Source organism: Streptomyces sp. Y309, from assembly GCF_056712025.1.
This window is the reverse complement of the sequence record NZ_CM160048.1, coordinates 1,905,843-1,930,734: the sequence shown is the minus strand read 5'-3', so window position 1 is coordinate 1,930,734 and position 24,892 is coordinate 1,905,843. Positions and strand designations below refer to the sequence as shown.

The 24,892-nt window shown below is 70.6% G+C and carries 23 protein-coding genes; 12 read left to right on the top strand and 11 right to left on the bottom strand.

Translation table 11 applies throughout. From position 1 onward, the window contains the following. Nucleotides 1-50: 50 nt before the first annotated feature. Nucleotides 51-878: a TIM barrel protein gene (locus tag AC0KTA_RS07060; RefSeq protein ID WP_481054248.1), complete on the bottom strand. Its 828-nt coding sequence runs from the start codon at nucleotides 876-878 to the stop codon at nucleotides 51-53. Between the two features lie 181 nt (nucleotides 879-1,059). Here AC0KTA_RS07060 and AC0KTA_RS07055 point away from each other — a divergent pair, with 181 nt between their 5' ends. The 8 genes from AC0KTA_RS07055 (at nucleotide 1,060) to AC0KTA_RS07020 (ending at nucleotide 8,364) form a co-directional block, all read left to right on the top strand. Continuing rightward, nucleotides 1,060-1,338, top strand: a complete 279-nt coding sequence (locus tag AC0KTA_RS07055) for a thiamine-binding protein (RefSeq protein ID WP_037657089.1) — start codon at nucleotides 1,060-1,062, stop codon at nucleotides 1,336-1,338. Then, nucleotides 1,335-1,712: a helix-turn-helix domain-containing protein gene (locus tag AC0KTA_RS07050; protein WP_481054247.1), complete on the top strand. Its 378-nt coding sequence runs from the start codon at nucleotides 1,335-1,337 to the stop codon at nucleotides 1,710-1,712. Before AC0KTA_RS07055 ends, AC0KTA_RS07050 begins: the two co-directional genes overlap by 4 nt. 181 nt (nucleotides 1,713-1,893) lie before the next feature. After that, the gene (gene uraD / locus AC0KTA_RS07045) at nucleotides 1,894-2,436 is read left to right on the top strand and encodes a 2-oxo-4-hydroxy-4-carboxy-5-ureidoimidazoline decarboxylase (protein ID WP_481054246.1); all 543 of its coding nucleotides are present in this window, start codon (nucleotides 1,894-1,896) and stop codon (nucleotides 2,434-2,436) included. Then, nucleotides 2,433-2,840 (top strand): hydroxyisourate hydrolase, encoded by a 408-nt coding sequence (gene uraH / locus AC0KTA_RS07040; RefSeq protein ID WP_481054245.1) that lies wholly within the window; start codon nucleotides 2,433-2,435, stop codon nucleotides 2,838-2,840. Before uraD ends, uraH begins: the two co-directional genes overlap by 4 nt. A 5-nt stretch (nucleotides 2,841-2,845) precedes the next feature. Then, a complete protein-coding gene (pucL, locus tag AC0KTA_RS07035) occupies nucleotides 2,846-3,802 on the top strand; it encodes a factor-independent urate hydroxylase (RefSeq protein WP_481054244.1) in 957 nt (318 codons plus the stop codon). A gap of 62 nt (nucleotides 3,803-3,864) precedes the next feature. Next, nucleotides 3,865-5,274, top strand: coding sequence for a nucleobase:cation symporter-2 family protein (locus AC0KTA_RS07030; protein ID WP_481054243.1), 1,410 nt, complete (start codon nucleotides 3,865-3,867; stop codon nucleotides 5,272-5,274). A gap of 45 nt (nucleotides 5,275-5,319) precedes the next feature. Continuing rightward, the gene (locus AC0KTA_RS07025) at nucleotides 5,320-6,720 is read left to right on the top strand and encodes an 8-oxoguanine deaminase (RefSeq protein ID WP_481054242.1); all 1,401 of its coding nucleotides are present in this window, start codon (nucleotides 5,320-5,322) and stop codon (nucleotides 6,718-6,720) included. A gap of 294 nt (nucleotides 6,721-7,014) precedes the next feature. After that, nucleotides 7,015-8,364 (top strand): nucleobase:cation symporter-2 family protein, encoded by a 1,350-nt coding sequence (locus tag AC0KTA_RS07020; RefSeq protein WP_481056337.1) that lies wholly within the window; start codon nucleotides 7,015-7,017, stop codon nucleotides 8,362-8,364. A 43-nt stretch (nucleotides 8,365-8,407) separates the two neighbouring features. Here the strand turns inward: AC0KTA_RS07020 and AC0KTA_RS07015 are convergent, their stop codons facing one another. Further along, nucleotides 8,408-9,256: an alpha/beta hydrolase gene (locus AC0KTA_RS07015; protein ID WP_481054241.1), complete on the bottom strand. Its 849-nt coding sequence runs from the start codon at nucleotides 9,254-9,256 to the stop codon at nucleotides 8,408-8,410. Between the two features lie 41 nt (nucleotides 9,257-9,297). After that, nucleotides 9,298-10,167: a chitosanase gene (locus AC0KTA_RS07010; RefSeq protein ID WP_481054240.1), complete on the bottom strand. Its 870-nt coding sequence runs from the start codon at nucleotides 10,165-10,167 to the stop codon at nucleotides 9,298-9,300. Nucleotides 10,168-10,520: 353 nt separating this feature from the next. Between AC0KTA_RS07010 and AC0KTA_RS07005 the strand changes: the two genes are divergently transcribed. After that, nucleotides 10,521-11,165 carry a DUF4360 domain-containing protein gene (locus tag AC0KTA_RS07005; protein ID WP_481054239.1) on the top strand — a complete coding sequence of 215 codons (645 nt, stop codon included), beginning with the start codon at nucleotides 10,521-10,523 and terminating at the stop codon, nucleotides 11,163-11,165. A gap of 107 nt (nucleotides 11,166-11,272) precedes the next feature. Here the strand turns inward: AC0KTA_RS07005 and AC0KTA_RS07000 are convergent, their stop codons facing one another. Next, nucleotides 11,273-13,537 carry an alpha-N-acetylglucosaminidase gene (locus tag AC0KTA_RS07000; RefSeq protein ID WP_481054238.1) on the bottom strand — a complete coding sequence of 755 codons (2,265 nt, stop codon included), beginning with the start codon at nucleotides 13,535-13,537 and terminating at the stop codon, nucleotides 11,273-11,275. A 206-nt stretch (nucleotides 13,538-13,743) separates the two neighbouring features. Continuing rightward, nucleotides 13,744-14,340 carry a hypothetical protein gene (locus tag AC0KTA_RS06995; RefSeq protein WP_481054237.1) on the bottom strand — a complete coding sequence of 199 codons (597 nt, stop codon included), beginning with the start codon at nucleotides 14,338-14,340 and terminating at the stop codon, nucleotides 13,744-13,746. A gap of 251 nt (nucleotides 14,341-14,591) precedes the next feature. Here AC0KTA_RS06995 and AC0KTA_RS06990 point away from each other — a divergent pair, with 251 nt between their 5' ends. Further along, nucleotides 14,592-16,424: an alpha-L-fucosidase gene (locus AC0KTA_RS06990; protein ID WP_481054236.1), complete on the top strand. Its 1,833-nt coding sequence runs from the start codon at nucleotides 14,592-14,594 to the stop codon at nucleotides 16,422-16,424. Between the two features lie 45 nt (nucleotides 16,425-16,469). Here the strand turns inward: AC0KTA_RS06990 and AC0KTA_RS06985 are convergent, their stop codons facing one another. From AC0KTA_RS06985 to AC0KTA_RS06975, 3 genes are all read right to left on the bottom strand, one after another. Next, nucleotides 16,470-17,051, bottom strand: a complete 582-nt coding sequence (locus AC0KTA_RS06985) for a TetR/AcrR family transcriptional regulator (RefSeq protein WP_481054235.1) — start codon at nucleotides 17,049-17,051, stop codon at nucleotides 16,470-16,472. 9 nt (nucleotides 17,052-17,060) lie between these two features. Beyond that, the gene (locus AC0KTA_RS06980; protein ID WP_481054234.1) at nucleotides 17,061-18,314 is read right to left on the bottom strand and encodes a Cmx/CmrA family chloramphenicol efflux MFS transporter; all 1,254 of its coding nucleotides are present in this window, start codon (nucleotides 18,312-18,314) and stop codon (nucleotides 17,061-17,063) included. 136 nt (nucleotides 18,315-18,450) lie between these two features. Then, nucleotides 18,451-19,221, bottom strand: coding sequence for a GNAT family N-acetyltransferase (locus tag AC0KTA_RS06975; RefSeq protein WP_481056336.1), 771 nt, complete (start codon nucleotides 19,219-19,221; stop codon nucleotides 18,451-18,453). 106 nt (nucleotides 19,222-19,327) lie between these two features. Between AC0KTA_RS06975 and AC0KTA_RS06970 the strand changes: the two genes are divergently transcribed. Then, nucleotides 19,328-22,816, top strand: coding sequence for an nSTAND1 domain-containing NTPase (locus AC0KTA_RS06970; protein WP_481054233.1), 3,489 nt, complete (start codon nucleotides 19,328-19,330; stop codon nucleotides 22,814-22,816). On the opposite strand, the gene AC0KTA_RS06965 is transcribed toward AC0KTA_RS06970, so the two are convergent. From AC0KTA_RS06965 to AC0KTA_RS06955, 3 genes are read right to left on the bottom strand one after another with little or no spacing between them, the layout of a single operon-like run. Next, nucleotides 22,758-23,153, bottom strand: a complete 396-nt coding sequence (locus tag AC0KTA_RS06965; protein WP_481054232.1) for a nuclear transport factor 2 family protein — start codon at nucleotides 23,151-23,153, stop codon at nucleotides 22,758-22,760. The genes AC0KTA_RS06970 and AC0KTA_RS06965 overlap by 59 nt on opposite strands. A 34-nt stretch (nucleotides 23,154-23,187) precedes the next feature. Next, a complete protein-coding gene (locus AC0KTA_RS06960) occupies nucleotides 23,188-23,436 on the bottom strand; it encodes a DUF397 domain-containing protein (protein WP_481056335.1) in 249 nt (82 codons plus the stop codon). After that, on the bottom strand, nucleotides 23,436-24,266 hold the full coding sequence (locus tag AC0KTA_RS06955; protein ID WP_481054231.1) for a helix-turn-helix domain-containing protein: 831 nt from the start codon (nucleotides 24,264-24,266) through the stop codon (nucleotides 23,436-23,438). Before AC0KTA_RS06955 ends, AC0KTA_RS06960 begins: the two co-directional genes overlap by 1 nt. 156 nt (nucleotides 24,267-24,422) lie before the next feature. Between AC0KTA_RS06955 and AC0KTA_RS06950 the strand changes: the two genes are divergently transcribed. Beyond that, the gene (locus AC0KTA_RS06950; RefSeq protein WP_481054230.1) at nucleotides 24,423-24,872 is read left to right on the top strand and encodes an ATP-binding protein; all 450 of its coding nucleotides are present in this window, start codon (nucleotides 24,423-24,425) and stop codon (nucleotides 24,870-24,872) included. The last annotated feature ends 20 nt before the right edge of the window (nucleotides 24,873-24,892 follow it).

Below are 24,892 nucleotides of genomic sequence, written 5' to 3'. Positions count from 1 at the left end.
TGGGGAGCAACGGGTGGGCGGGTGGGGGAAATCCGCCGCGAAGCGGCGGTCTAGTCCCGAGACGGCAGCCAGCCGAACGACTCGGCGCTAGGGCGGTCCCCCGCCTTGTACTCCAGGCCGACCCAGCCGTCGTACCCCGCCTTCCGGAGCTGATCGAGCAACTCCTCCAGGGGCAGCGACCCGGTGCCCGGGGCACCCCTGCCGGGGTTGTCCGCGATCTGCACGTGGCCCGTCTTGGCCACGTACTGCTCGATGACCGCGGGCAGGTCCTCCCCGTTCATGGAGAGGTGGTACAGGTCCATGAGGAACTTGGCGTTGCCGAGGCCGGTCGCGGCGTTCACCTTGTCCACGATCTCGATCGCCTTGGGCGCGCTCACGATGGGGCACTTGGGCGACTCGGGCGCGTTGAGCGCCTCGATCAGCAGCACCGCGCCCACGCGAGCAGCCTCGCGTGCGGCCAACACCAGGTTCTCCAGGGCGAGTTCGTCCTGGACCGCCGGGTCCACGCCCTCGACGCGGTTGCCGTACAGCGCGTTCAGCGCCGTGCAGCCGAGCGACTCGGCGAAGTCCGCCGCCACCGCGATGTTCGCGCGGAACTTCGCGCTCTCCTCGCCGGGGATCGACAGCGCCCCGCGGTCGGGCCCCGGAAGCTGCCCGGCGTAGAAGTTCAGGCCCACCAACTGGACGCCCGCGTCCTGGATCGCCTTCCTGAGGGCGTCGAGCTCGGACTGCTCGGGGGTGGGGGCGTCGACCCAGGGCCACCACAGCTCGACCGCGCCGAAGCCGGCCTGCGCGGCGGCCGCGGGCCGCTCCAGGAGCGGGAGCTCGGTGAAGAGGATCGACAGGTTCACATTGAAGCGCTGGTCGGAGTATCCCATGGGGCTTCCGCGCTCCTTCCGTATTGCGGAAGTTCATTTCTGCTTGATGGAAGGTTGCATCCGATCCGCGGAAGCTGTCAAGAGGTGCCGCCCGAAAACCAAGAGGTGCCGCCCGAAAATCAAGAGGGCTGCCGACAGGACGGGCTGCCGGGGAATCGCGGCGCCGCGTTAAGTTGGCGCCGTGCGATTGAGAGTGGAGTTCACGACCGAGCCCTTCGACCTCGAAGAGGCCCCGCCCCACGCCCTGGCCGCCCGGGACGTCATCCAGGACGCGGAGCTCGACGCCGTGGACGTCGGCCCCTTCGGCAACACCGCCGAGGGGGACGTCGACGCGGTCCTCACGGCCGTCGACGCGATGCTGCGCCGGTCCCTCGGTGCCGGCGCCACCCGTGTCTCGCTCCAGGTCAACGTGATCGCGGAGCCGGGCGAGCGGACCGCGCCCGGGGAGGTCGCCCGGTGACCGCCTTCGGGGACGATCCCTTCGCGACCGCGGTCAAGCCGCTGGTGGACGCGATGGGCGGCGAGATGCTGCCGCCGGACCAGGCGGGCCCGGACGACGTGGTCCTGTCCTGGGAGGGCGAGGAGGTGCTCGCGGTGCGGCTGCCGCAGCTCGCCGACTCCCTCGATCACATCCTGCTCGCCCTGGAGCGCAAGCGCGGCAAGCCCCTCGCGGAGCTCGACCGCAAGGCCAAGCAGGAGGTCGTGCGGATACTCGAGGCCCGTGGCGCGTTCTCCGTGCGCCATGGCGTGGAGACCGTGGCGAGCGCCCTCGGGGTCAGCCGCTTCACGGTCTACAACTACCTGAACAGGGAAAACGCCGCGAAGGAGAAGTAGCGCCCACAAGGAAGGCCCCGCGAGGGGCACCCGCGGCATCACGCTGCGCAGCCGAGCCGTCACCCGCGTCGCGGGGTGACGGCTTCTTTGTTCAAATGATTTCAACAAACTGTTGACGGGATGTTGTTGAAGGTCTTAGCTGTTCCGCAGCCCGTCCAGCACATGGCCACGGAGGCACCCCGTGACTTCCCGTACCACACCGGGCCTCGCCCGTTTCAACGCCTTGCCGGAGCCGGCGGCCGCCGCCGCACTCCACGAGGCCTGCGCCTCGTCGGCCTGGGGGAGCAAACTGCTCGCCCAGCGCCCCTTCGCCACCGCCGAAGCCCTCTACGCAGCCAGCGACGCCGCCATGGCCGAGCTGACCGCCGACGATCTGGCCGAGGCGATGGCGGGGCACCCGCCCATCGGGCGACCGAAGCCGGGAGACCCGACCTCGTCCCGCGAGCAGGCGGGCATGGCCGGGGCGTCCGAGGAGCTCAAGGCCGAGCTGCTCGAACTCAACCTCGCCTACCAGGACAGGTTCGGCCACGTCTTCCTGATCTGCGCCACCGGCCGGACCGGCGAGCAGATGCGGGACGCGGTCAAGGAACGGATCGGCAACTCGCCCGAACAGGAGCGGGAGATCGTCCGCTCCGAGTTGGGCAAGATCAACCGCATCCGCCTGGCCCGCCTCGCAGAGCAAGCCGAGGGCGAGAACGCGCATGCAGAGGAAGAGAACGCATGAGAACCGACACCACGGCCTCCGTGTCCACGCACATCCTGGACACCAGCGTCGGCCGCCCCGCCGAGGGCGTCGCCGTCACGCTCGCCGCCCGCAGCGGCGGCGGCGCGGACTGGGTCGAGCTCGGCGGCTCGGTGACCGACGCGGACGGCCGCTGCAAGGACCTGCCGGCGCTGCCGGTGGGCACCACCCACGTGCGCCTCGACTTCGCCGTCGAGTCGTACTTCCTGAACAAGCAGGACAAGCAAGCCGAGGCGCAGCAGGACGCCCCCGCGAATCGGGACAGCGGCGCGAGCGGTGTGTTCTTCCCCGAGGTGGCGATCACGTTCGCCGTCGTACCGGGCGAGCACTACCACGTGCCGCTGCTGCTCAACCCGTTCGGCTACTCCGTTTACCGAGGGAGCTAGCAGACATGACCGACGATTCCCGCCGGGCCCGCCCTGTGATCCTGGGGCAGAACCAGTACGGCAAGGCCGAGAACCGGGTCGTCAAGATCACGCGGGACGGCGACACCCACCACATCAAGGACCTGAACGTCTCCGTCGCCCTCTCCGGCGACCTGGACGACGTGCACTACAACGGCTCGAACGCCAACTGCCTGCCGACGGACACCACGAAGAACACCTGCTTCGCGTTCGCCAAGGAATACGGCATCGAGTCCGCCGAGCAGTACGGCATCCACCTCGCGCGGCACTTCGTCGACAGCCAGCCCTCGATCCACCGGGCGCGCATCCGCATCGAGGAGTACGCCTGGGAGCGCATCGAGGCCTCCGACGCCAACTCGCAGTTCATAGGCGCCGACGAGGTCAAGCACTCCTTCGTGCGCAAGGGCCAGGAGACGCGGCTCGCCCAGATCACCTACGACGGCCAGCAGTTCGAGGTCCTCAGCGGTCTGAAGGACCTGACCGTGATGAACTCCACGAACTCCGAGTTCTGGGGCTACATCAAGGACAAGTACACGACGCTCAAGGAGGACTACGACCGCATCCTGGCGACCTCCCTGTCGACGTGGTGGCGGCACAACTGGACCAGTGACGAGCAGCGCATGCCCAACTGGGAGAAGTCCTACGAGCAGGCCAAGAAGCACATCCTGCAGGCCTTCGTGGAGACGTACTCCCTGTCGCTCCAGCAGACGCTCTACCAGATGGGCTCGCGGGTCCTGAACAACCGCGGCGAGATCGACGAGATCCGCTTCTCCGCGCCCAACAAGCACCACTTCCGCCAGGACCTCTCCTTCTGCGGCCTCGACAACGAGGCCAAGGACGGCGCGGTCTACTACGCCGCCGACCGTCCCTACGGCCTCATCGAGGCCACCATCCTGCGCGACGGCAGCGAGGCCAGGATCCCGGTCGACATGACCAACCTCTGACGCGGGACGCGCGCCCCGGCACCTGACGACCGGGGCGCGCCACACCGGAGGGAACGACAGCCATGGCACAGCCCGCACAACCCGACGGGACGTCAACTCCCGCCTGTCACCCGGTGGACGCGTGCCACCCGGTGGACGAGTGTCACCCGGTGGACGAGAAGCTCCACCCCTCGCGGCTCGTCCCCGCCGCGCTCCAGCACATCGCCGCCATGTACGCGGGCGTCGTCACCCCGCCGCTCATCATCGGCCAGGCCGTCGGCCTCGACACCGCCGCCCAGACCCGGCTGATCGCGGCGAGCCTGCTGATCGCCGGTCTCGCCACTCTCCTGCAGACCCTGGGCGTCAAGGGCGTGGTGGGCAATCGCCTGCCGTTCGTGAACGCCGCCTCCTCCGCGGGCATCGCGCCGATCCTCGCCATCGCCGAGAACAGCGCGACGGGACACCAACTCCCCGCCATCTACGGCGCGGTGATGGTCGCGGGCGTCTTCTGCCTCGCCGTCGGACCCTTCTTCGGCCGGCTCCTGCGCTTCTTCCCGCCGCTCGTCACCGGCGTCGTCATCACCCTCATCGGCGTGACGCTGATGCCCGTGCCCGTCACCTGGGCGCAGGGCGGCGACAAGGAGGCCGCCGACTTCGGCGACATGCGCTTCCTCGCGCTCGCCGCCTTCACCCTCGTGGTGATCCTGCTCTTCCAGCGCTTCGGCCGCGGCTTCCTCAGGCAAGTCGCCCTGCTCATGGGCCTGTTCATCGGGACGCTCGCCGCGATCCCGTTCGGGATGGCCGACTTCGCCGCCCTGAAGTCCGCGCCCGTCGCCGCCGTCCCCACGCCGTTCGCCTTCGGCGCCCCCGAGTTCCAGCCCGCCGCGATCCTGTCCCTGTGCATCGTGATGCTCGTCCTGATGACGGAGTCCAGCGCCGGCATGCTCGCCCTCGGCGAGATCTGCGAGCGCAGGACCGACGGGAAGACCATCACGCGCGGCCTGCGCACCGACGGCATCGCCACCCTCGTGGGCCCGGTCTTCGGCGGCTTCCCGACGTCCGCCTTCGCGCAGAACGTCGGCGTCGTCTCCCTGACACGTGTACGCAGCCGCTATGTCGTCGCCGTCGCGGGCGGAGCGCTCATCGTGCTCGGCGCCTTCCCGGTGCTCGGCGCGGTCGTCAGCCTCGTACCGATGCCGGTGCTCGGCGGTGCGGGCATCGTCCTCTTCGGCTCCATCGCGGTCAGCGGCATTCGTACGCTGTCCGAGGCGGGCCTGGACGACAGCTCCAACATCGTCCTGGTGGCCGTGTCGCTCGGAGCGGGCATCATCCCGCTCGCCGCGCCCACCTTCTACGCCGACTTCCCCGCCTGGGCCCAGACCGTGCTCGGCTCCGGCATCAGCGCGGGCGCGCTCGTCGCGGTCTCGCTCAACCTGTTCTTCCACCATCTCGGCACCCGTGGCTCCACTGCTACGGCACTCAAATCTTCCTAGGGTCATGCCGTGCCCAGCACATCGCCACTCACGTAAGGAAGCACCATGGCAGCATCGGCAAACCCCGGCGGCGCCGTCGAGCGCACCGTCATCGAGAACTGCGCCATCGCGACCGTGGACGCCGACGACACCGAGTACGCATCGGGGTACGTCGTCGTCGCGGGCAACAAGATCGAGTCGATCGGCGCCGGGAAGGCCCCCGAGGGCCTGGACAACGTCGTACGCCGCGTCGACGGCACCGGCCACCTCGTCACCCCGGGCCTGGTCAACACGCACCACCACTTCTACCAGTGGATCACCCGCGGCCTGGCCACGGACCACAACCTGTTCAACTGGCTGGTGGCGCTGTACCCGACGTGGGCGCGCATCGACGAGCCGATGGTCCGCGCCGCCGCGCAGGGCTCCCTCGGCATGATGGCCCGCGGCGGCGTCACCACCGCCATGGACCACCACTACGTCTACCCGAAGGGCTCCGGCGACCTGTCCGGCGCCATCATCGGGGCGGCCCGCGAGATGGGCGTGCGCTTCACCCTGGCGCGCGGCTCCATGGACCGCAGCGAGAAGGACGGCGGCCTGCCGCCGGACTTCGCCGTCGAGACCCTGGAAGGCGCGCTCGCCGCGACCGAGGAGACCGTCAAGAAGCACCACGACGCGTCCTTCGACGCCATGACGCAGGTGGCGGTCGCCCCCTGCTCGCCGTTCTCCGTCTCCACCGAACTCATGAAGCAGGGCGCCGAGTTGGCGCGCCGCCTCGGTGTTCGTCTGCACACGCACGGCAGCGAGACGGTCGAGGAGGAGAAGTTCTGCCACGAGCTGTTCGGCCTGGGCCCGACCGACTACTTCGCGTCCACCGGCTGGCTCGGTGAGGACGTGTGGATGGCGCACTGCGTCCACATGAACGACTCCGACATCGAGGCCTTCGCCCGCACCGGCACCGGCGTCGCCCACTGCCCCTCCTCCAACGCGCGGCTCGCCGCCGGCATCGCCCGCGTACCCGACATGCTCGCCGCGGGCGTGCCCGTCGGCCTCGGCGTGGACGGCACCGCGTCCAACGAGTCCGGCGAACTGCACACCGAACTGCGCAACGCGCTCCTCATCAACCGCCTGGGCGCCCACAAGGAAGCCGCCCTGAACGCCCGTCAGGCCCTGCGCCTGGGGACGTACGGCGGAGCACAGGTCCTGGGCCGCGCGAGCCAGATCGGCTCGCTGGAGGCGGGCAAGCTCGCCGACCTGGTCCTCTGGAAGATCGACGGCATCGGGCACTCCTCGATCGCCGACCCGGTCACCGCCATCGTCTTCGGCGCGGCCGCGCCGGTGACGCTCTCCCTCGTGAACGGTGAGCCGGTCGTCGAGAACGGACGACTGCTCCACGTCGACGAGGACGCCATCGCCCGCAGCGCGCGGGACGAGGCACAGCGACTCGCCCGCATCGCGGCGGGGCGCTGACCGCGCGGGCAGCAGATGTCCGGCTGAGGGGGACGGCCCTCGGCCGGAGACCGTGGACCCGAGCGGGGTCCACGGTCACGTGGCCGGGGAGCGCGCACCCGCGCGCTCCCCGGACACATACGCACACTTCGTACGGCATGTCCTGCTCCACTCGCACCACCTCCCTGACACCCGCGTCACCCTGACGTGTAACCGACCGGAGGGTCCGCCGTGGCCGCCAAGCCCAGCCTTCGCAAGAACGCAGCAACGTCCGCCGTACCGCACCCCGTCGACGAGCGGCTCCCGGCGCTGAAGATGGCCACCACCGGCCTCCAGCACGTCGCCGCCATGTACGCGGGCGTCGTCGCGCCGCCGCTCATCGTCGGCGCCGCCGTCGGCCTGTCGGCGAAGGAGCTCACCTTCCTCACCGGCGCCTGCCTGTTCACGGCCGGTCTCGCGACCTTCCTCCAGACGCTCGGCGTCTGGAAGATCGGCGCACGGCTGCCGTTCGTCAACGGCGTCACCTTCGCCGGTGTCGCGCCCATGCTCGCCGTCGTCGACTCGACGAAGGACAAGGACGACGCGCTGCCGATCATCTTCGGCGCGGTGATCGTCGCGGGCCTGCTCGGCTTCATAGCGGCGCCGTTCTTCTCCAAGATGGTCCGCTTCTTCCCGCCCGTGGTCACCGGCACGGTCATCACCCTGATCGGCATCTCCCTGATGCCGGTGGCGTTCGGCTGGATGCAGGGCCCGAACCCGGCGGCCGACGACTACGGCTCGACCAAGTACCTGTCGCTCGCGGGCATCACGCTCGTGATCGTGCTGCTCCTCCGCCGCTTCACGCGCGGCTTCGTGAAGCAGATCGCGGTGCTGCTGGGCCTGGTGATCGGCACGCTGGTGGCGATCCCCTTCGACGTCACGGACTTCGGCCCGGTCGCCGACGCGGACGTGGTCGGCTTCCCGACGCCGTTCCACTTCGGCGCCCCGCAGTTCGCCGCCGCCGCGATCGTCTCCCTGTGTGTCGTCATGGTCGTCTCCATGACCGAGTCGACGGCCGACATGCTCGCCCTCGGCGAGATCGTGGACCGCCCCGCCGACGAGAAGACCATCGCCGCGGGCCTGCGCGCCGACACCCTCGGCTCCGCCGTCAGCCCGCTCTTCAACGGCTTCATGTGCAGCGCGTTCGCGCAGAACATCGGCCTGGTCGCGATGACGAAGATCCGCAGCCGGTACGTCGTCGCCACCGGCGGCGGCTTCCTGGTCCTGATGGGCCTGTGCCCGATGGCCGCGTCGCTCATCGCCGTCGTACCGCGGCCGGTGCTCGGCGGCGCGGGCGTCGTCCTGTTCGGCTCGGTCGCCGCCAGCGGCATCCAGACCCTCGTCAAGGCGGGCCTGGAGAAGGACAACAACGTCCTGATCGTCGCCGTCTCCCTCGCGGTGGGCCTGATCCCCATCTCGGCGCCGAAGTTCTACCACGCGTTCCCGGAGACCGCGAAGATCATCCTCGACTCCGGCATCTCCACCGGCTGCGTCGCCGCGGTCGTCCTGAACCTCCTGTTCAACCACACCGGCAGGGGCGGCGAGGCCGACGAGGTCACGGCACCGATGGAACCGGGCGGCGAGATCTCGGAGACCCGGGTACCGAAACAGGCCGCGGCCCACTGAGCCGTCGCGGGGCGGCGCCCTCGGGCCCGCCCCGCGACCGCCGTCAGCGACCGACCCCGGCCAGCGCGTCCACGACCGGCCCGGGGTCGAGCGGCCCCATGTGGGGCGCCGCCGCGAAGCTCCGGACCCGGAAGGTGTTGTCCGGAGTCCGCTCGTCCGCCTGCCCGATCATGAGGTCCTGGAGCGCCGGCGGGATGAGGCGGTCCTTGCCGAAGCGCAGATACGTACGCGGAATCCGGCCCCACGTCGCGACCTCGCCGACGGCGGAGTCGCTGGTCGCGCGGCCCGCCTCGTCCGGCTGCAGTCCCGCGAGCACCCGCCGGAAGTCGACGTCCGCGTAGTCCGCGCAGAACATCTCCTTCAACACCGCGAGGTCCTTGGCGTCGCCGCTGCGGAAGTTGAGCCGCAGCACCCCGAGCTGCCTCGGGTCGCCGATGACCTGCTCGGCGGGCACGACCGCGTCGGCGGCCTCGGGAGTGGCCATGAGGTCGCGGATGCTCGCCACGTCGGGGCTGAGGCAGAGAGCCGCCATGTAGACCAGGTGTTCCAGGAGTTCGGGCACGGCGTTCGCCGCCCGGCTGACGGACAGGCCGCCCATGCTGTGTGCGACGAGCACCACTCGCCCGCCGTGCGCATCGCGTGCCGCCCGGCGCACCGCATCGGTGACGCGCCGCTCGAAGTCGTCCAGGCCGATGCTCTTGAGCGGCGACGGCTCGATCGCGAGGGCGTCCGGGTCCTGGGTCTGATAGGCGCCGGGCAAGTGGGCCTCCGCGCCGTGCCACGGCTGGTCCACCGCGACGACGCGGTGCCCGCGCAGGGCCAACTCCCGTGCGACCGGCGCCCAGTAGGCCCCCGCGCTGTGGCTGCCGTGGACCAGTACGTAGGTACGCATGGTCGCGACCGTAGGCGGCGGGGGCACCGGGAACAAGTGGGTCAGCGGCCGATGTGGAACGACTCCCCGTACACCTTCCAGTCCAGCGGCGGGTTCAGGTTGAGGTTCTTCTTGTTGAGGAACACGCGCTGCGCGGTGTCCACGCGGCTGGTGTCCTCGTGGGCCTCCTCCTGCTTCATCGCCCAGACCCGCGCGTCGAGGAACGCGTGCAGGTACGTGACCTCGTCGCCGCCCTGCGCCGGGGGCTTGGCCTTGCTGAGGGCGCGCTTGCGGATGTTGGTGAAGCTCGTCTTGTCGCCGCCGTCGCCGTGCATGACGATCGCGTCGTAGTAGGCGAACTGCCCGAGCGTGCCGATGCCGTCGGCCTTGCCCCGCTTGACCGCGGGGTTGAAGTAGACGCGATCGCGCTCGTCGTTCTGGGCCTGCTGGAAGGCCGGGTCCTGCGCGGCCTTCCTCCAGTCCTTGGTGTAGTTCGGGTCGAGGCCCTCGTGCGAGTCGGAGCCGTCCACCTTGCGCAGCGCGGGCAGGTACTTCTCGAGTACGTTGCCGGGCTTCCGCTTCGCGTACAGCTCGACGAGGTCGAGCATGTCGCCGGTGCCGGAACAGAAGCCGATGATGCCCGCGGTGTAGCCGCGGCCGTCGCCTATGTCCTCGATGTACTTGTACTGCGCCTTCCAGTCCAATGAGGAGTTCTCCGCGCTGGAGACCAGCTTCATGGCGATCTCCTTCTTCGCCGGGTCGTCGAGACCCGCGGCGGCGGAGCGCGCGGCGGCGGAGTCGGCGGACTTCTGTGCGGGGGCGGCGCCGGCGATCTGGGTGACGGCGAGCGGTCCGGCGATCAGGGCGGCGCCGATGAGGCCGATGACAGCACGTCGCGGGGTGCGACGGTGGGGGGTGCGGTGGGTGTGCAACGGGACCTCCGGGTGGGGGAGTTCAGCATTCCGCTGTCTGTTAGGAAGGTTTCCTACCAGAGTTTGCGGGTGACGTATACCCGTCAAGCGCCGCTCGGTGCGGCGCGGCGCCTCTTCCCGGGGGTCCCACGGGCCGCGCGGCGGAACCCGTACATGGCCGGACATCGCCCTAGTCGCTGCTCACGCAGGTCCGTACTATCCCAACACCCTCAGCCTCCGCTCATCGCGCGCAGGCCGCTCGGCCACCGCGCGAGGGCTGAGTCAGTTCCTCCCAGCACAGCTCCAACCCCCACCTCACGGCGGTCCGCTCCGCACGTCTGCCGCCGTGGGCCGAAGCAATGAATGGGAGAACCATGTCCGTTGCACTGCTGGCCGGTGGCGCCCTCGCCGCCCTGATCGGCGCGGGTCTGCCCGCCGCCGACCCGTCGGGGATCACTGATCCGCCGCCGGACAAGATCGTGATTGAAGTTGCCACCGTGAACGGCTCCGGCTGCCCCAGAGGCACCGCGGCCGTGGCCGTCTCGGAGGACAACACCGCGTTCACCGTCACGTACAGCGACTACCTCGCCCAGGCGGGCGGCAGCTCCGATCCCACCGCGTTCCGCAAGAACTGCCAGCTCAGCCTGATCGTGCACGTCCCGCACGGCTTCACCTACGCGATCGCGAGCGCCGACTACCGCGGCTTCGCCTCGCTCCAGCGCGGCGCCAAGGGCACCGAGAAGGCGTCGTACTACTTCCAGGGCTCCCCGGACACGGGGAGCAAGTCGCACGCCTTCTCGGGCCCGCTCGCCGACAACTGGCAGGCCACCGACGAGACCGAGGTCACCCAGCTCGTCTGGGCGCCCTGCGGCAAACAGCGCAACTTCAACATCAACACCGAGCTGCGCGTCGACCTCGGCACCTCGGACGCCAGCAAGACCAGCTTCATGACGATGGACTCCACCGACGGGGCCATCAGCACCATCTACCGCGTGAAGTGGAAGGAGTGCCCGCGCTGACCGACCCTCGGTGAGGCACTGACTCGATCCTGGTGAGGGGGTCGCGCCCGCGGCGCATTCGTGCGTGAGCCGTCCGCGGGCGCGGCATCACCCCCGACTTCGGCGCGTCAGCCGGACTTGGCGAGTTCGTCGCGTACCTGCTTCGCGATCGCGTACGTGTCCCCGGTGGGCCGGACCGCGAGGCGGCCCGGATCGCGGGCCCAGCGGTCCTCCAGGGCGAACCAGTCGGTCTCCTTGAGGTTCTTCGGCTCGCGGCCCTCGTCGAGGGCGGCGCGCAGCTCGGTGAAGTACGTCTTCCAGCGCAGCCGGTAGAGCCCGCCGACCAGGCCTGCCCACTCCCGGTTCGCGTAGTCCTTCAAGCCCTCGTCGGCCCCGGCGCGGGTGCCCCATACCGTCACCAACGAAAGCTGGTCGTAGGCGAGTCGGTCCCGTTCGCGGGCGTCCGCTCCCCAGTCGCGGGCGTCGGCCACCCAGCGGCCGAGCAGCTGCCGGGCGTCGGTGGCCACGAGCCGGTCGAGGAGGTCGAGCAGGCCGAGCCAGGTGCGGGTGAGCGCGTCGAAGCGGGCGGTGTCCCTCTTCTCGTACGCCTCCTTGACGCGCGGCAGCAGCACCCGGCTGCGGTTGGACAGGGCCTGGCGGGCCACGTCGAGCAGATCACGGCGGTACGCGGACGACCTCCGCAACTCCCGCCGCACCAGGAGCAGTTCGTCGAGCGCGGGCTCGAAGTCCGCCGCCTCGTACCGCAGCGCCTTCGGCGACCAGGACGCCGCCGACGTCACCGCGAGCCCCGGCCGCGCCCCGAAGAGGCCGTCGGCGCCCTCGGCCCACTTGTCGGCGCGGGTCGTGCCGTACGCGGTGCGGCGCAGCACGTCCCAGGCGGCCCTGGCGTGCGGGTCGGCCGCTCCGTAGCGGCTCACCGCCCACGCGTCGAACCACTGCCTCAGATCCAGTGCGCCGTCCAACTCGGCGTCCCGCCACGGCAGTTCGGAGAACAGAGCGAAGGCCGCCGGGTTGTTGTCGGCGGCCTCCGGCATCAGCGCGATGCCGCGCAGGGTGCTGCCGTCCTTGGTGCGCCACTTCTCGTACAGCTCCGCCCAGTCCGGGGTGTTCGCGCCGAGGACGGTGTGTCCGCCGAAGTTCCAGATCGAGCCGAAGGTGTACGGCGTAGAGCCCCAGTCGGACTCGCGGTCGGTGACGGTGGGGAAGCGGTCGGAGAGCCCGTCGACGACGAGCATCCGGGACTTGTCGACGGCGTCGGTGATGGCCTTCGGCGGGTTGTGCTGCCAGCCCAGGATCACCCAGACCGCGCCCGGATGGGCCGCCTGAAGGGCTCTTTCCACGCCCTTCGCGGCGTCCCCGACCGGTACGTCGCCGGGCTTGCCGCCCTCGTGCAGCAGATCCATCTTGTACAGCGTCGACGGCCCGAACAGCTCGTCCTGCGTCCGGTAGAAGGCCGCGGCCACCCGCGCGAACGCGTCGGTGCGCGGATCCAGCCAGTCCGGCCGGGCGAACCCGACCCAGTCGCCCTGCGGCACGGTCCGCGCCCCCGGATTGCGGTCCGCGAACCCGGCCGGGACGGTGCCGAAGTAGCCGGGAAGGACCGGCGTCATGCCCAGCTCGCGCGCCCGGTCGGCGATGCGGCGGCCGAGGCGGGCCCGCTTCGCGAGCAACTGCCGTGACACCGGGTGCGGGAAGGACGACATGTTCTGCAGCAGCCACCACGGCTGGTGCGCGGGGCCGGGCACCCAGGCCCGCAGCTCCTCGTCGCCGTACCCGAACTCCTGGAAGAGCCGGTGGTAGACGGCGTCGGCCCCGGCATATACCAGGACTTCGTTGTAGCCGTGCAGGGCGAGTACGTCGAGTTCGCGCTCCCAGTAGTCCCAGTCGGCGTAGGCGTTCGTGTAGCCGTCGTTCGTGTCGTTGAGGACGAAGCGGTGCGGGACGTTCGCCCGTCTGGTGACGGGGGCGCCGGGACCGGGCAGCGTCGCCGGCAGGTCGGTCTGGTCGCCCGCCCAGGTGATCGAGGCGTGGGCGGTGTGCTTCAGGTAGTGGTTCAGGCCGGTGAGCTGGACGGCGGCGGTGGGCCCGGACACGACGACGTGACCGCGCTTCCCGGACACCCGGAAGGTGTCCCCGGCGCCCGGCTCGCCCGCCACGGTCCTGAACGTGATCTGCTCCCAGTGGCGGGGGAGCAGCCGCCGGGCGGCCGCGGTGGCCGCCGCCGCGGGCCCGGCCCCGGTGCGCGTGCGCACCGCCGTCCCCGGCGCCGGGCCCGGTGATCCCTGCGACGACGCGGGCGAACAGGCCACGGCGGCACCGGCCGTGCCGGCGAACGCGGTCAGGACGGTACGGCGGCGGGGCGGACGCGGCATGCGGGGCTCCGGGGGTCGGGGCGGGCGCGGCGAGGAGCGGAGCCTCACCGGACTCATGGACGGTGACTCACCGGGACTCATGGAGCAGTACCGGTGACTCGTGTACCGAGGTGACTCTTGCCCGCCGCCACCCCGTTCCGTAACCCTCTGGCCGGAGGTTGCCCGTCTTGTCACCCGGGGGCCGGACGGCGTTCGCCCGGCGTCCCTCAGGCGGGCGGCTGGGTCCGCCGGAAGTAGTCGTTGCCGCTGCCGGCGGGCCACGCGAACGTGAGCTGGCCGCCGCTGAGCGACGCCTTGCCGGCGGCCGACTCGCCCATGCAGGTCGCGCGGATCACCATGTCGGAAGTGATGGTCCCCCGGCACGACTTGGTGCCGGAGCGCATGTCGATCGAGGTGCCGTTGACGGTCAGGACGATCAGCCGCCCGCCCTGGCCGCGCCGCACGTGGTACCAGGTGCCCTGCACCGACTGCGGCCCGGTGGCGGGGCGCGTGGTCTTCTTCGGGGGCACGGCGGGCGCGCTGGTGCGGGGCTTGGTGGGGGTGGCCGCGGCGGTCGGGGTGCTGGTGCGCGCCGGGGTGGGGGAGGCGGTCGCCTTCGGCTTCTTCGTACGGCTCGGGGTCGGCGACGCGGTCTTCTGGGCGTCGGCCTTCTTGTCGTCGTCCTTCGCGGGCGACTCCACGGACCCCGTGGAACCCGACGCGCCCTTGTCGCTCTTGTCGTTCTTGTCGTCACCTCCGCATCCGGTCAGCGCGAGGGAGAGCACGGCGACGGCGCAGGTGGCAACGGCAGGTATTCGGCGCACAGAGATGTCCTGAATTCCGGTTGTGGTGGGGGGACTTGAGGGAGCCTGCCACACGCCGGATCACGAGATCCAGAGCCGCCAAACATGTTCCTGGGATTAGTTCGACTGCACCAAGGGCCACCGGAATTCATCCGATCAGCGAGCGTCGTACGCCCCAACTGAACCCTGGGAAGCCCGCGTTCCCCCCATTGACATCCGATGTATCCGCTCCTACGTTCCCGAGCGTTCCGTCAACGAACAGGAGCCCGCCCATGCGACGAAGAGTCACCGGCCTCGCCTTGCTCCTCAGTGCCGCGCTCGCGGCCACCGCCGTGCCGCTCGCGGTCGCCGCGCCCGCGGAGAGTACCCCCGCCCCGCCCCGGCCGGCCGGGGGCCCCGGCACCGACCACGCCACCGACGACCCCTTCACCGCCGACCGCGCCAACTGGTTCCGCCAGGACCGCTTCGGCATGTTCATCCACTTCGGCGCCTACTCGAACCTGGAGGGCGAGTACAAGCGCCCCGACGGCACGGTCTGCCGCAACGCCGAGTGGATCAAGCGCGAGTGCAAGATCCCCGCGGCCGAGTACGAGAAGCAGGCGAAGGGCTTCAACCCGGCCGACTTCGACGCGAAGGCCGTCGTGAAGGCGGCCAAGGACGCCGGGATGAAGTACATCGTCATCACGTCCAAGCACCACGAGGGCTACGCGATGTGGCCGACGAAGGTGAACTCCTACAACCTGCGCGACCACTCGTCCTTCGACAAGAAGCGCGACATCCTCGCCGAGCTGAAGAAGGCCTCCGACGCGGCCGGCATCAAGCTCGGCTTCTACTACTCGATCTGGGACTGGCACGACCCGGACTTCCCCGACCCGGCGACGTTCCCGAAGTACGAGAAGCGCATGTACGCGCAGCTCAAGGAGCTGGTCGACACCTACGACCCGGCGCTGCTGTGGTTCGACGGCGAGTGGGACACCGAGGACCCGCACAACCCGTGGACCGCGAGGGACGGCGAGCGCCTGGAGTCGTACCTGCGCGGCCTGAACCCCGACCTGGTCATCAACAACCGCGTGGGCAAGCGCCGCGTCGTCGACGGCGACTACGGCACGCCCGAGCAGGAGATCCCGGACGCGCCGGTCGACGGCCAGCTCTGGGAGTCCTGCATGACGCTCAACGACCACTGGGGCTTCGCCCGCTACGACCAGAACTGGAAGTCGAGCCAGACCCTGGTCCGCAACCTCCTCGCCACCACGTCCCGCAGCGGCAACTACCTCCTGAACGTGGGCCCCGACGCGCGCGGCCGCATCCCGCAGCCGTCCGTCGACCGCCTCAAGGAGATGGGTACCTGGCTGCGTACGGCGGGTCAGGGCGAGGCGGTGTACGGCGCGCGCTACGGCGGCCTCGTCGAGGAGCCGAAGTGGGGTGCGGTGAGCCGCAAGGGCGACAAGCTGTACGCGGCGGTCACGCAGTGGCCCGCGGCCGGGCAGCCGCTGCACCTCACCGCCCGCACGGACTTTGCCGTCAAGTCGGCCCGGGTCCTGGGAAGTTCGCAGCAGGTCACCGTCACCAAGTCCGGCGACGGCTACGACGTGACGCCCTCCGGCGCCGCGACCAACCCCACCGCCACCGTCATCGAACTGACCGTGGACCCCGGCCGCGCCGCCCGCCCCGGCACCGGCAAGGGCCTCAAGCAGGAGATCTTCGACAACGCCGAGCTCTCCGGCACCCCGAAGATCACCCGCACCGACCCGACGGTCAACCACGCCTGGAAGTTCGAGGGTTCACCGCACGCCTCGATCCCCTCCGACCGCTTCGGCGTCCGCTGGTCGGGCTCCATCGAGCCGCGCCACAGCGAGACGTACACGCTCACGACGGTCTCGGACGACGTCGTCCGCGTCTGGATCGACGGCAAGCTCGTCATCGACTCGTGGAACCCGCACGAGCCGAAGGTCGACAAGGCACAGCTGCGGCTGACGGCCGGAAAGCGCCACAGCATTCGCATCGATTACGCGGAGAACACCGGTGAGGCGCACATGAAGCTGCTGTGGTCCAGCCCGAACCAGCCCCAACAGGTCGTCCCCAGAACACAACTCTACGCAAAGTAGAACGTTCTTTTTAGAGCGGGACTAGGTGCCGGACTAGATGCCGGACTAAAGGTTCGCGAGGGTGTTGTCCACGGTGGCCAGGAGGGCCTTCCGGTCGTCCTGGACCCGGCTCAGCACGCGCAGGCCGTAGTACGTGCTCTGCACCAGGCGGGCCAGGGTGCGGGCGTCGCGTCCGGACGTGATCTCGCCCGCGTCCTGGCCCGCGCCCACGACCGCGCACAGCTCGTCCTCGACCCGGTCGAAATTGCGCCGCACGGCGCGCTTGACGTCCGGGTCGAGGGCGGCGACCTCGATGGCGGCGTTGATGGCGAAGCAGCCGCGCCGCCCCTCGGTCTCGTCGAGGTCGCTGTCGACGGCGTGCAGCATCATGGCGCGCAGCCGCTCCTTCGCGGAGCCGGGCCCTTGGAGCAGCTCGATCTGCTCGCCGGTGACGGTCTCGTAATAGCGCTCAAGGGCGCGCAGATAGAGCTCACGCTTGCCGCCGAAGGTGTTGTAGAGGCTCGAAGGGCCGAGGCCGGTGCTTTCGCACAGGTCGCGGGTGGACGTGCCCTCGTACCCGTGGCGCCAGAAGGTGTCCATGGCCGCGGTGATGACGCGGTCCTCGTCGAACTGTCGTGGCCTGGCCATGGACGCACACTAGCTGTTTTGGAATACCTTTTCAAAACCGGCCCGCGGCGACGCGGTGGCCACCTCCCGCCGTGCCGCGCGTTCGAGCCGGGCCGCCCACAGCGCGCCCACGCACCCCACCGCGGCGAGGCCGGCGCCGACCCAGGCGACGGACGTGTAGCCGTACCCGGCGCCGATGGTGAGGCCGCCGAGCATCGGGGCCAGGGTGTTGCCGACGTTGAAGGCCGCGGTGTTGGTGGCGCCGACGAGGGTGGGCGCGTCCGGGGCGAGGGTGAACACACGGGACTGGAGCGCCGGGTTGGTGACGTACCCGGCGAGACCGAGCAGGAACGTCAGGCCGATCACGACGACGAGCGTCGTGTGCGCGGTGAGCGCGAGGACCGCCGAGATGACGGCGAGCGCGCCGAGCCCCACGGCGAGCGTGCCGACGGCGTGCGACTGGGCGGTGCGGCCGCCGACCATCAGCCCGATCATCCCGCCCGCGCCGAACAGCGCGAGCACGGCGGGCACCCCGCCCTCGCCGAGCCCGCTCTCGTCGGTCAGGAACGGCGCGAGATAGCTGAAGGTGACGATCACCGCGCCGAAGGCGAAGGCCGTGATGGCGTACGAGAGCCAGAGCTGCGGCCGCGCCATGCCGCGCAGTTCGGCGCGCACGGAGCGCGGTTCCTCGCCGTCGCTGCCGCCCCGGCCGCCGGGAATGGCGACCACGGTGGCGGCCAGGCTCACCGCGGTCGCGACGGCCACCGCCCAGAACGCGGCCCGCCAACTGGCCGACTGGCTGAGCACGGTGCCCGCCGGTACGCCGACGATGGTGGCCATGGTCAGCCCGCCCGCGACGAGCGCGACGGCCTTGCTCTTGGCGGCACTGGGCACGAGCGCCACTGCGGTGGCCACGGCCACGCCCCAGTACCCCGCGTACGCGAGCGCGCTGACGACCCGCGTCACGAACAACAACGCATACCCCGGCGCGAGCGCGCCCACCACGTGCCCCGCGATGAACACCGCCTGCAGCCCGACCAACGCGGTCCGACGCGGCCACCGCAGCGTGGCGACGGCGAGCAGCGGCGCACCCACGACCATGCCGATCGCGAAGGCCGAGATGAGCAGCCCCGCGTCGGGGATGGACACCCCGAGATCACCGGCCATCCCGGGCAGCAGCCCCGACAACATGAACTCGGAGGTCCCTTGGGTGAAGATCCCGAGCGCCAACACGTACACGGCGAGCGGCATACGGGTGCCGCTGTTTTGGAGCGATTGCTTCATAACGGGGACGCTAGCACGTTCTGAAGCGCCCGATTCAAAACGGGGGTGCTCAAACGCGGGCGGTACGGTGGCGCCCCTTTAGGGGCGCGGGGAACTGCGCGACCAGCCCAAGCGGCGCCGCAGCCGACCGAATCGCTCAAGTGGCAGTAACGGCGTACTCCGTAAACGCACCGCACTCGGTGAACCCAAGCCGCCGGTAAACCGATTCGCCCTCCGACGAGGCCTGAAGGACGGCGGTAGGGAACCCGACGTCGCGGGCGACATGCAGCGCGGCCAGCGTGATCGCGCCTCCGTACCCACGGCGCCGGTCGCCGACGAGCGTAGAGATGTTGTAGATCCCGGCGACGCCCGCGTGCAAGAACACCTCGGCGGTGCATACAGCACGGCCGCCCACGTACCCGACGAGAAGCCGAGCGGGGCACCCGCGAGCAAGGACCAGCTCGGCAGCGGACGCGTAGAAGCGGCGAACGGTGGCGGCCGGCGGATCCCAGTTGGCGGCAAGAACGGCGGCGTAGTCGCCGAGCTCCCGTCGGGTGCGGACGAGCCGGATGTCCAGCCCGTCGACACCCGGCGCAGGCGGGGCGTGGTCGCGGAGGTCGGCCCACATGGCGGCCTCCGTCTCGGAAGCAGAAAGCCCCGCCGCAGCAAGCCGCCCCCCAAGATCGCCGGGCGCAGACGCGGGCCCCACCCACCACGAGAACGTACGCCCCGTAGCCCGGAGTTCGCCGACGACCGCCGCGATCCGCGCGTCCGCGCTCTCGGCCGTGAAGCGTGCCGTGGCGACGATGTTGAAGGTGTCGTCGTCGATGCCGCTGTCCGCGACGAGCAGGTCGTCGGTCTCCGTGACGGTCGCGCCGGGCAGGTTCCGGTGCAGGTGGCAGGCGTGCTCGGCGAGGTTGCTCTCCATGCGGGCGAGCAGGTCGGGCGGGGTGGGGGAGTGGTCGCTCACGCACGCATCATGTTTCATCCCGGCCCCCGCTTGTCCACCGAATTGCGCTGCCTAGGCTGTCCGGGTGGACCGGCGCCGGCTGAAGCTCTGTGTGGACGTACTGCTCGTGCTCGTCGCGGCGCTCATGGGGCTCGCGGCGAACTACGCGACCAGCCAGACGGACCATGTGCCGTGGGTGCTGCGGATGTTGCGGGACTGGTCGCTGCCGCTGCTCGGCCTCGCGGTGCTGCTGCTCGTGGCCGGGCAGGTGTGGCTGCACCTGCTCAACCGGCCCGCTCCCGCCCGCCCCGCGTGGGACGCAACTCAGCCGCCCTACCCGGGACTTGAGGCGTTCACCGAGGACGACGCGGGAGTGTTCTTCGGCCGGGACCGGGAGATCGCGGAGCTGGTGGCCCGGCTGCACCCCCTCGCGCCCGTCACCGCCGCACGGCGCTGCGTCGCCGTCATCGGGCCGTCCGGCAGCGGCAAGTCGTCCCTGGTGCGGGCGGGGCTGCTGCCCGCGCTGGCCGGGCGGCGGGGGCGATGGGTGGTGGTGCCGCCGTTCGCGCCGGGGACGGACCCGGTGGCGGGACTGGCGTCCGGCCTCGCGGAGGTGGCGCGGCTGCGTGGGGCTCATACGGTACGTGGCCGACGTACCGCTCCGGCTCTGCTGGTCGTCGACCAGCTAGAGGAGCTGCTCACGCTGGCGGGGGAGCGCGAGCAGTTCCTGGACAAGGCGGTGGAGGCGCTGGAGGCCGACCCGCACCTGTGGGTCGTGGCCACGCTGCGGTCGGACTTCCTGACGGAGTTCCTGGAGACGGGCCATGCCGCGCTCGTTCAACAGCCCGTGCTCATCGGGGCACTTGGGCGGGCCGAGCTGTTCGACGTGATCGAGAAGCCGGGGGAGCGGGCCGGGCTGGCCTTCCCGCCCGCGCTGGTGGCCCGCATGGTCGACGACACGGGCGGCGGCGACGCGCTGCCGCTGCTCGCGTACACGTTGCAGGCGCTGTTCCTGCGGGCGCACGACCGCGGTGCGGTGACCGAGAACGACTACCGCCAACTCGGTGGCGTGGCAGGGGCGTTGTCCGACCAGGCCGACCGCATCCACGCGGAGCTGTGTGCGGCCGACGCGGGGGCGCCGGTGCTGCCGACGCTGCTGAAGTTCGTGTCCCTGGAGCACGGGGAGCCCACCCGGCGGCGGGTGACGCGGGCTGACCTCGCGCCCGGCGAGCGGGCTGTGGCGGAGGCGTTCGTCGCGGGGCGGCTGCTCACCGGCGACGGGGACGTGCTCGACGTGGCGCACGAGGCGCTGTTCCGGCGGTGGGCGCCGCTGCGGGAGGCGGTGGCAGCCGGCGCGGAGGCGCTGCGGCGGCGTACGGAGCTGGAGCGGGCGGCGCGGGACTGGGCCAACGCGGGGCGGCGGGAGGCGTACCTGCTGAGCGGGGAGCGCTTGGCCGTTGCCCGGCAGTGGGTGGACGAGGCGCCCGGCGTGTTCGCGGGCGTGCCGCTGGTCGTCGACTTCCTCGACGTTTCCGAGCGGCACGACAAGGCCGCCCTGGAGCGGACGGCCGACGCGGTGGCGCGCCGGGCGATCGAAGTGGCCTCGCGGGACCCGGAGTTGGCGGTGCTTGCCGCGCTGGCGGCTGTCGAGGAGTGTGCGCCGACGTCTTTGGCGCAGCAGGCGGTGCACGCGGCGCTCAACGTGGCCCGGCGGCGCGCGGTCTTGCGGGGGCACGAGCAGGATGTCAACTGTGTGGCGTGGTCGCCGGACGGGACGCTGCTTGCGACGGCTTCGGACGACGGGACTGTGCGGGTGTGGGATCCGGAGGGGTGTGCTGAGCCGGTTGTTCTTGCGCAGGCGGCTGGCGGGGGCCGGATGCAGGTTCTGGCGTGGTCGCCCGACGGTGGGCGGATCGCGGTGGGGGCGCGGAGCGGGACGATTACGGTGTGGGACGTGGACACTCGCGCCGAGCTGGGTGCGCTGGTCGGGCACGAGTCGCCGGTGAGGAGTGTCTCCTGGGCGCCGGACGGTGTTGGGTTGGTCAGCGCGGACACTGACCACTGGGTGCGCTTCTGGGGCACTGGGACGGACAACGGGAGGTCTGTCCGGGTCTCCCGCCTGGGGCGGAGTGTGGCGTGTTCGCCGGACGATCGTTGGATCGCCGTCGCGGCGCCCGGCGGCTTCGTCAGCCTGGTGTGCCTGGGGCGCGAGAACCACCATGTGCTCGACGGCCAGGGCGTCGTCACGGCCCTCGCGTGGTCGCCGGACGGACACCGGCTCGCATCAGTGTCGGAGGACCGCACCGCCCGGATCTGGAACGTGCGCAGGGAGTCGATGGTGGAGCGGCGCGACCCCGACCACAGGTTCGAGACCCTGGAACCCGTGAGCTGCGTCGCCTGGTCCCCGGACGGCGACCGCATCGCCGTGGGTGACGACCGCACGATACGCGTGTGGACTGTTCACACGGGGGATGAGCTGGCCCTCGTCGGCCACGCCGACAGCGTCAACTCGGTCTCCTGGCACGGCGATCGCATCGCCTCCGTGTCCCGGGACCGGACCCTCACCTTGTGGGACGTCCACGCGCCGGGCGGCCAGCTTGCGACCTTGCGTGGCCACGAGGGCTCCGTGGTGAGCGTCGACTGGTCCCGGACGGGGACCCACCTCGTCACCGGCAGCATCGACGGAACCGTCAACATCTGGGACATGGTGGAAGGGCGCGTGTCGGCGACGACGAACAACGGCCAAGAAGTGAGCGGCGCCGCGTTCTCGCCCGACGGCACCCGGATCGCCGTAGCCGACCACACCGGCCACGCGTTCCTCTGGAATCCGCCCGAGGTGACGGCGGACGCCTTCCTCGACGGCCACCGCGAGGCCGTCACCTCCCTCGCCTGGTCCCCCGACGGCACCCGCATCGCCACCACGTCCCGCGACGGCACCAGCCGCGTCTGGGACGCGCGCGACGGCCGCGAACTCATGACCCTGATCACCGGGAGGTACTGGCTCGGCGGCGCCGCCTGGTCCCCCGACAGCCGCTACCTCGCCACGTCGCTCACCGACAAGTCGTTCTGCGTCTGGGACGCCGAGCACGGCACGGCCGTGGCGACCATCGAGGGACACACGGACTACGTGTGGCGCATCGCCTGGTCGCCCGACGGCCGCCGCATCGCGACGGGCTCGCGGGACCGCACCGTCCGCCTCTGGGACCCGTTCAACGGCACGGAGTTGCGTACGATGACTGGCCACACGGACCGGGTGCAGGGCATCGGCTGGTCCCCGGACGGCACCCGCCTCGCCACCGCTTCCTGGGACCGCACGGTCCGCCTGTGGGACCCGGACGAAGGCTGCGAACTTGCGGTCATCGGTGTCCACGACGACCAGGTCAACGCCCTGGCCTGGGCCCCGGACGGCACCCGCCTCGCCACGGCGTCCCGTGACCGTACGGTCCGCATCTGGAACCCCACGACGGACCTGAACCCCCTTCTGGAACGGGCCCGTTCCCGCGTCTTCCGCGACCTCACGGACGAGGAACGGCGTAGCCTGCTGCTGCCTCGATCTCCCCCGCGAAGACGATGACTTGGTCGATGAGGCTCCGGCGCAGATGGACGACGTCCGTGCCCGCCAGTCGGGGACCACCGTCCGGTGTCGTGAACACCCACTGATACCGGGCCCACTCGTCCGGCATGTCCACCGCCGAGCAGCGCACCATCGTGCCGGTCCCCGCCGGGTGGCGCCGGATGTCGAGCACGAACCGCTCGACCGCCTCGATCCCCTCGCTGCGGCCCAGTGGTCCCCAGAAGACCACGTCCGGGGTGAGGGCCTGGGAGAGCAGCTCAGTCACGTAGCTGTCGTCCGAGGCGTTGAACGCGGAGATGAACGTGTCGATCGCGGACTGCGCGGTCTCTTCCTGCATGCACCAGTAATACCAGCCGCCTCGAAGAAGGAGGCTACGGTGCACCTTGCGCGTACGTGAGGAAGTCGGCCCACGCGGTGGGGTCCAGGGCGAGTTGGGGGCCGTGGGGGTTCTTGGAGTCGCGTACGTGTATGACGGTGGGGCAGGGGGCGACTTCAACGCAGTCGCCGGAACCGCCACTGCTGTAACTGGACTTGCGCCAGGAGAGTGCGACTTCGACGCAGTCGTCGCCGTCCCCGCCGCTGTAGCTGCTCTTGAACCAGGCCGGTTCTGGGGTGCCCATCATGCTCCTCGCATCCGCTCCAACAGGCTCACCGATTCCTCGAACGAGAGAGCCTGTGAGCGCATCCTGGCATACCGCATCTGGAGCATGCTGACCACTTTCGGGTCCGAGATGACCTGGCCGCTCTCCTGTCCCTCGTTGTACGCGAACCACTTGTTGTCCGGGGTCTCCAGGAGCTGCATGGGGCCGTCAAGTCCGGCGTGGGTCTCCCTGACGAGTGGCATGATCTGGAGCTCGATGTTGCGCCGCGCGGCCAGGGCGATGACGTGATCGATGAGTTCCCGTGTGACCTCCGGCCCGCCCATGCCCCGCAGGAACAAGTGCTCCTCCAGGATGAAGCTGTACGCCGTGTTCGGCCGCTCCGTGAGCAGCTTCTGGCGTTCGATGCGCGCCGCGAGCTGGGCCTGGATCTGCTCGTCCCCAAGGGGCGGCAACTGGTTGGCGAACAGCCTCTCCGCGTACGCGGGGGTCTGCAACAGGCCCGGGATCAGGCGGCATTCGTACGTGTAGAGCGTGATGGCCTCCTGCTCCAACTGGGCCCACCGCTTGAACCAGGACGCCAACCCCCGCTGCCGCGACAGCTGATGGACAACCAACCGCAGCGTCCCGAACGCGTCCAGCGTCGCCTCGGACTGGTCGACGAACCGAGGCGGCGGAAACCGCCTCCCCTGCTCAATGGACGCAATGAAATGCGCCGAGTACCCGATCTCAGGAGCCAGGGACTCTTGCGTGTACCCGGCCCGCTTGCGGAAGCTTTTCAGGGCCGCACCGAAGGCCTTGAGCCCATCGGTCGGTTCGGGCTCGTTCGTGCCAGGCGTGCTTGACGACATCACGGGTCTCCCCAGACGCTTGCGTACCGTTCCCCGCCAACGCGCCCATGCTCACGGACAGTTACCCGTACTGTCCACACTTCGCACCCGTACACTTACGGAGCGTACGAGTTCGGCCCCTGCCGATGCATGCCGCCGCAGGTCACGGTGGGCGCCATGCCACTCCCGGTGCAAACCCCCACACCAGCACACACGTTCACGCAGCGCATCAGTGCCACCCCGCGCGGGGCCCGCCTCGCCCGCAGGCTCACGCGGTACCACCTCGACGGGTGGGGCGTCCCGTACGACAGCGAACTCTCCGACGCGGTGGCCCAAGTGGCCGCCGAACTGGCCGCGAACGCGGCGACCCACGGCCGCGTCGCGGGCCGGGACTTCGAGTTGCGCCTGCTGCTCCTCGCGGACGGCGTACGCATCGAGGTGACCGACACCCGTACGGAGCGGCGCCCGCCGGAAAGACCAGAACTCCCCTCCGCGGACGAGGAGTCCGGCCGAGGCCTCGTCCTCGTGGCGGCCCTCGCCGCGCGGTGGGGCGTCGAGCCGAGGTCCGTCGGCAAGACGGTGTGGGCGGAGGTCGGCCCGCCCGACGGCGCGCCGGTGGGCGACTGACGCGCGCGTACGGGAGCGTC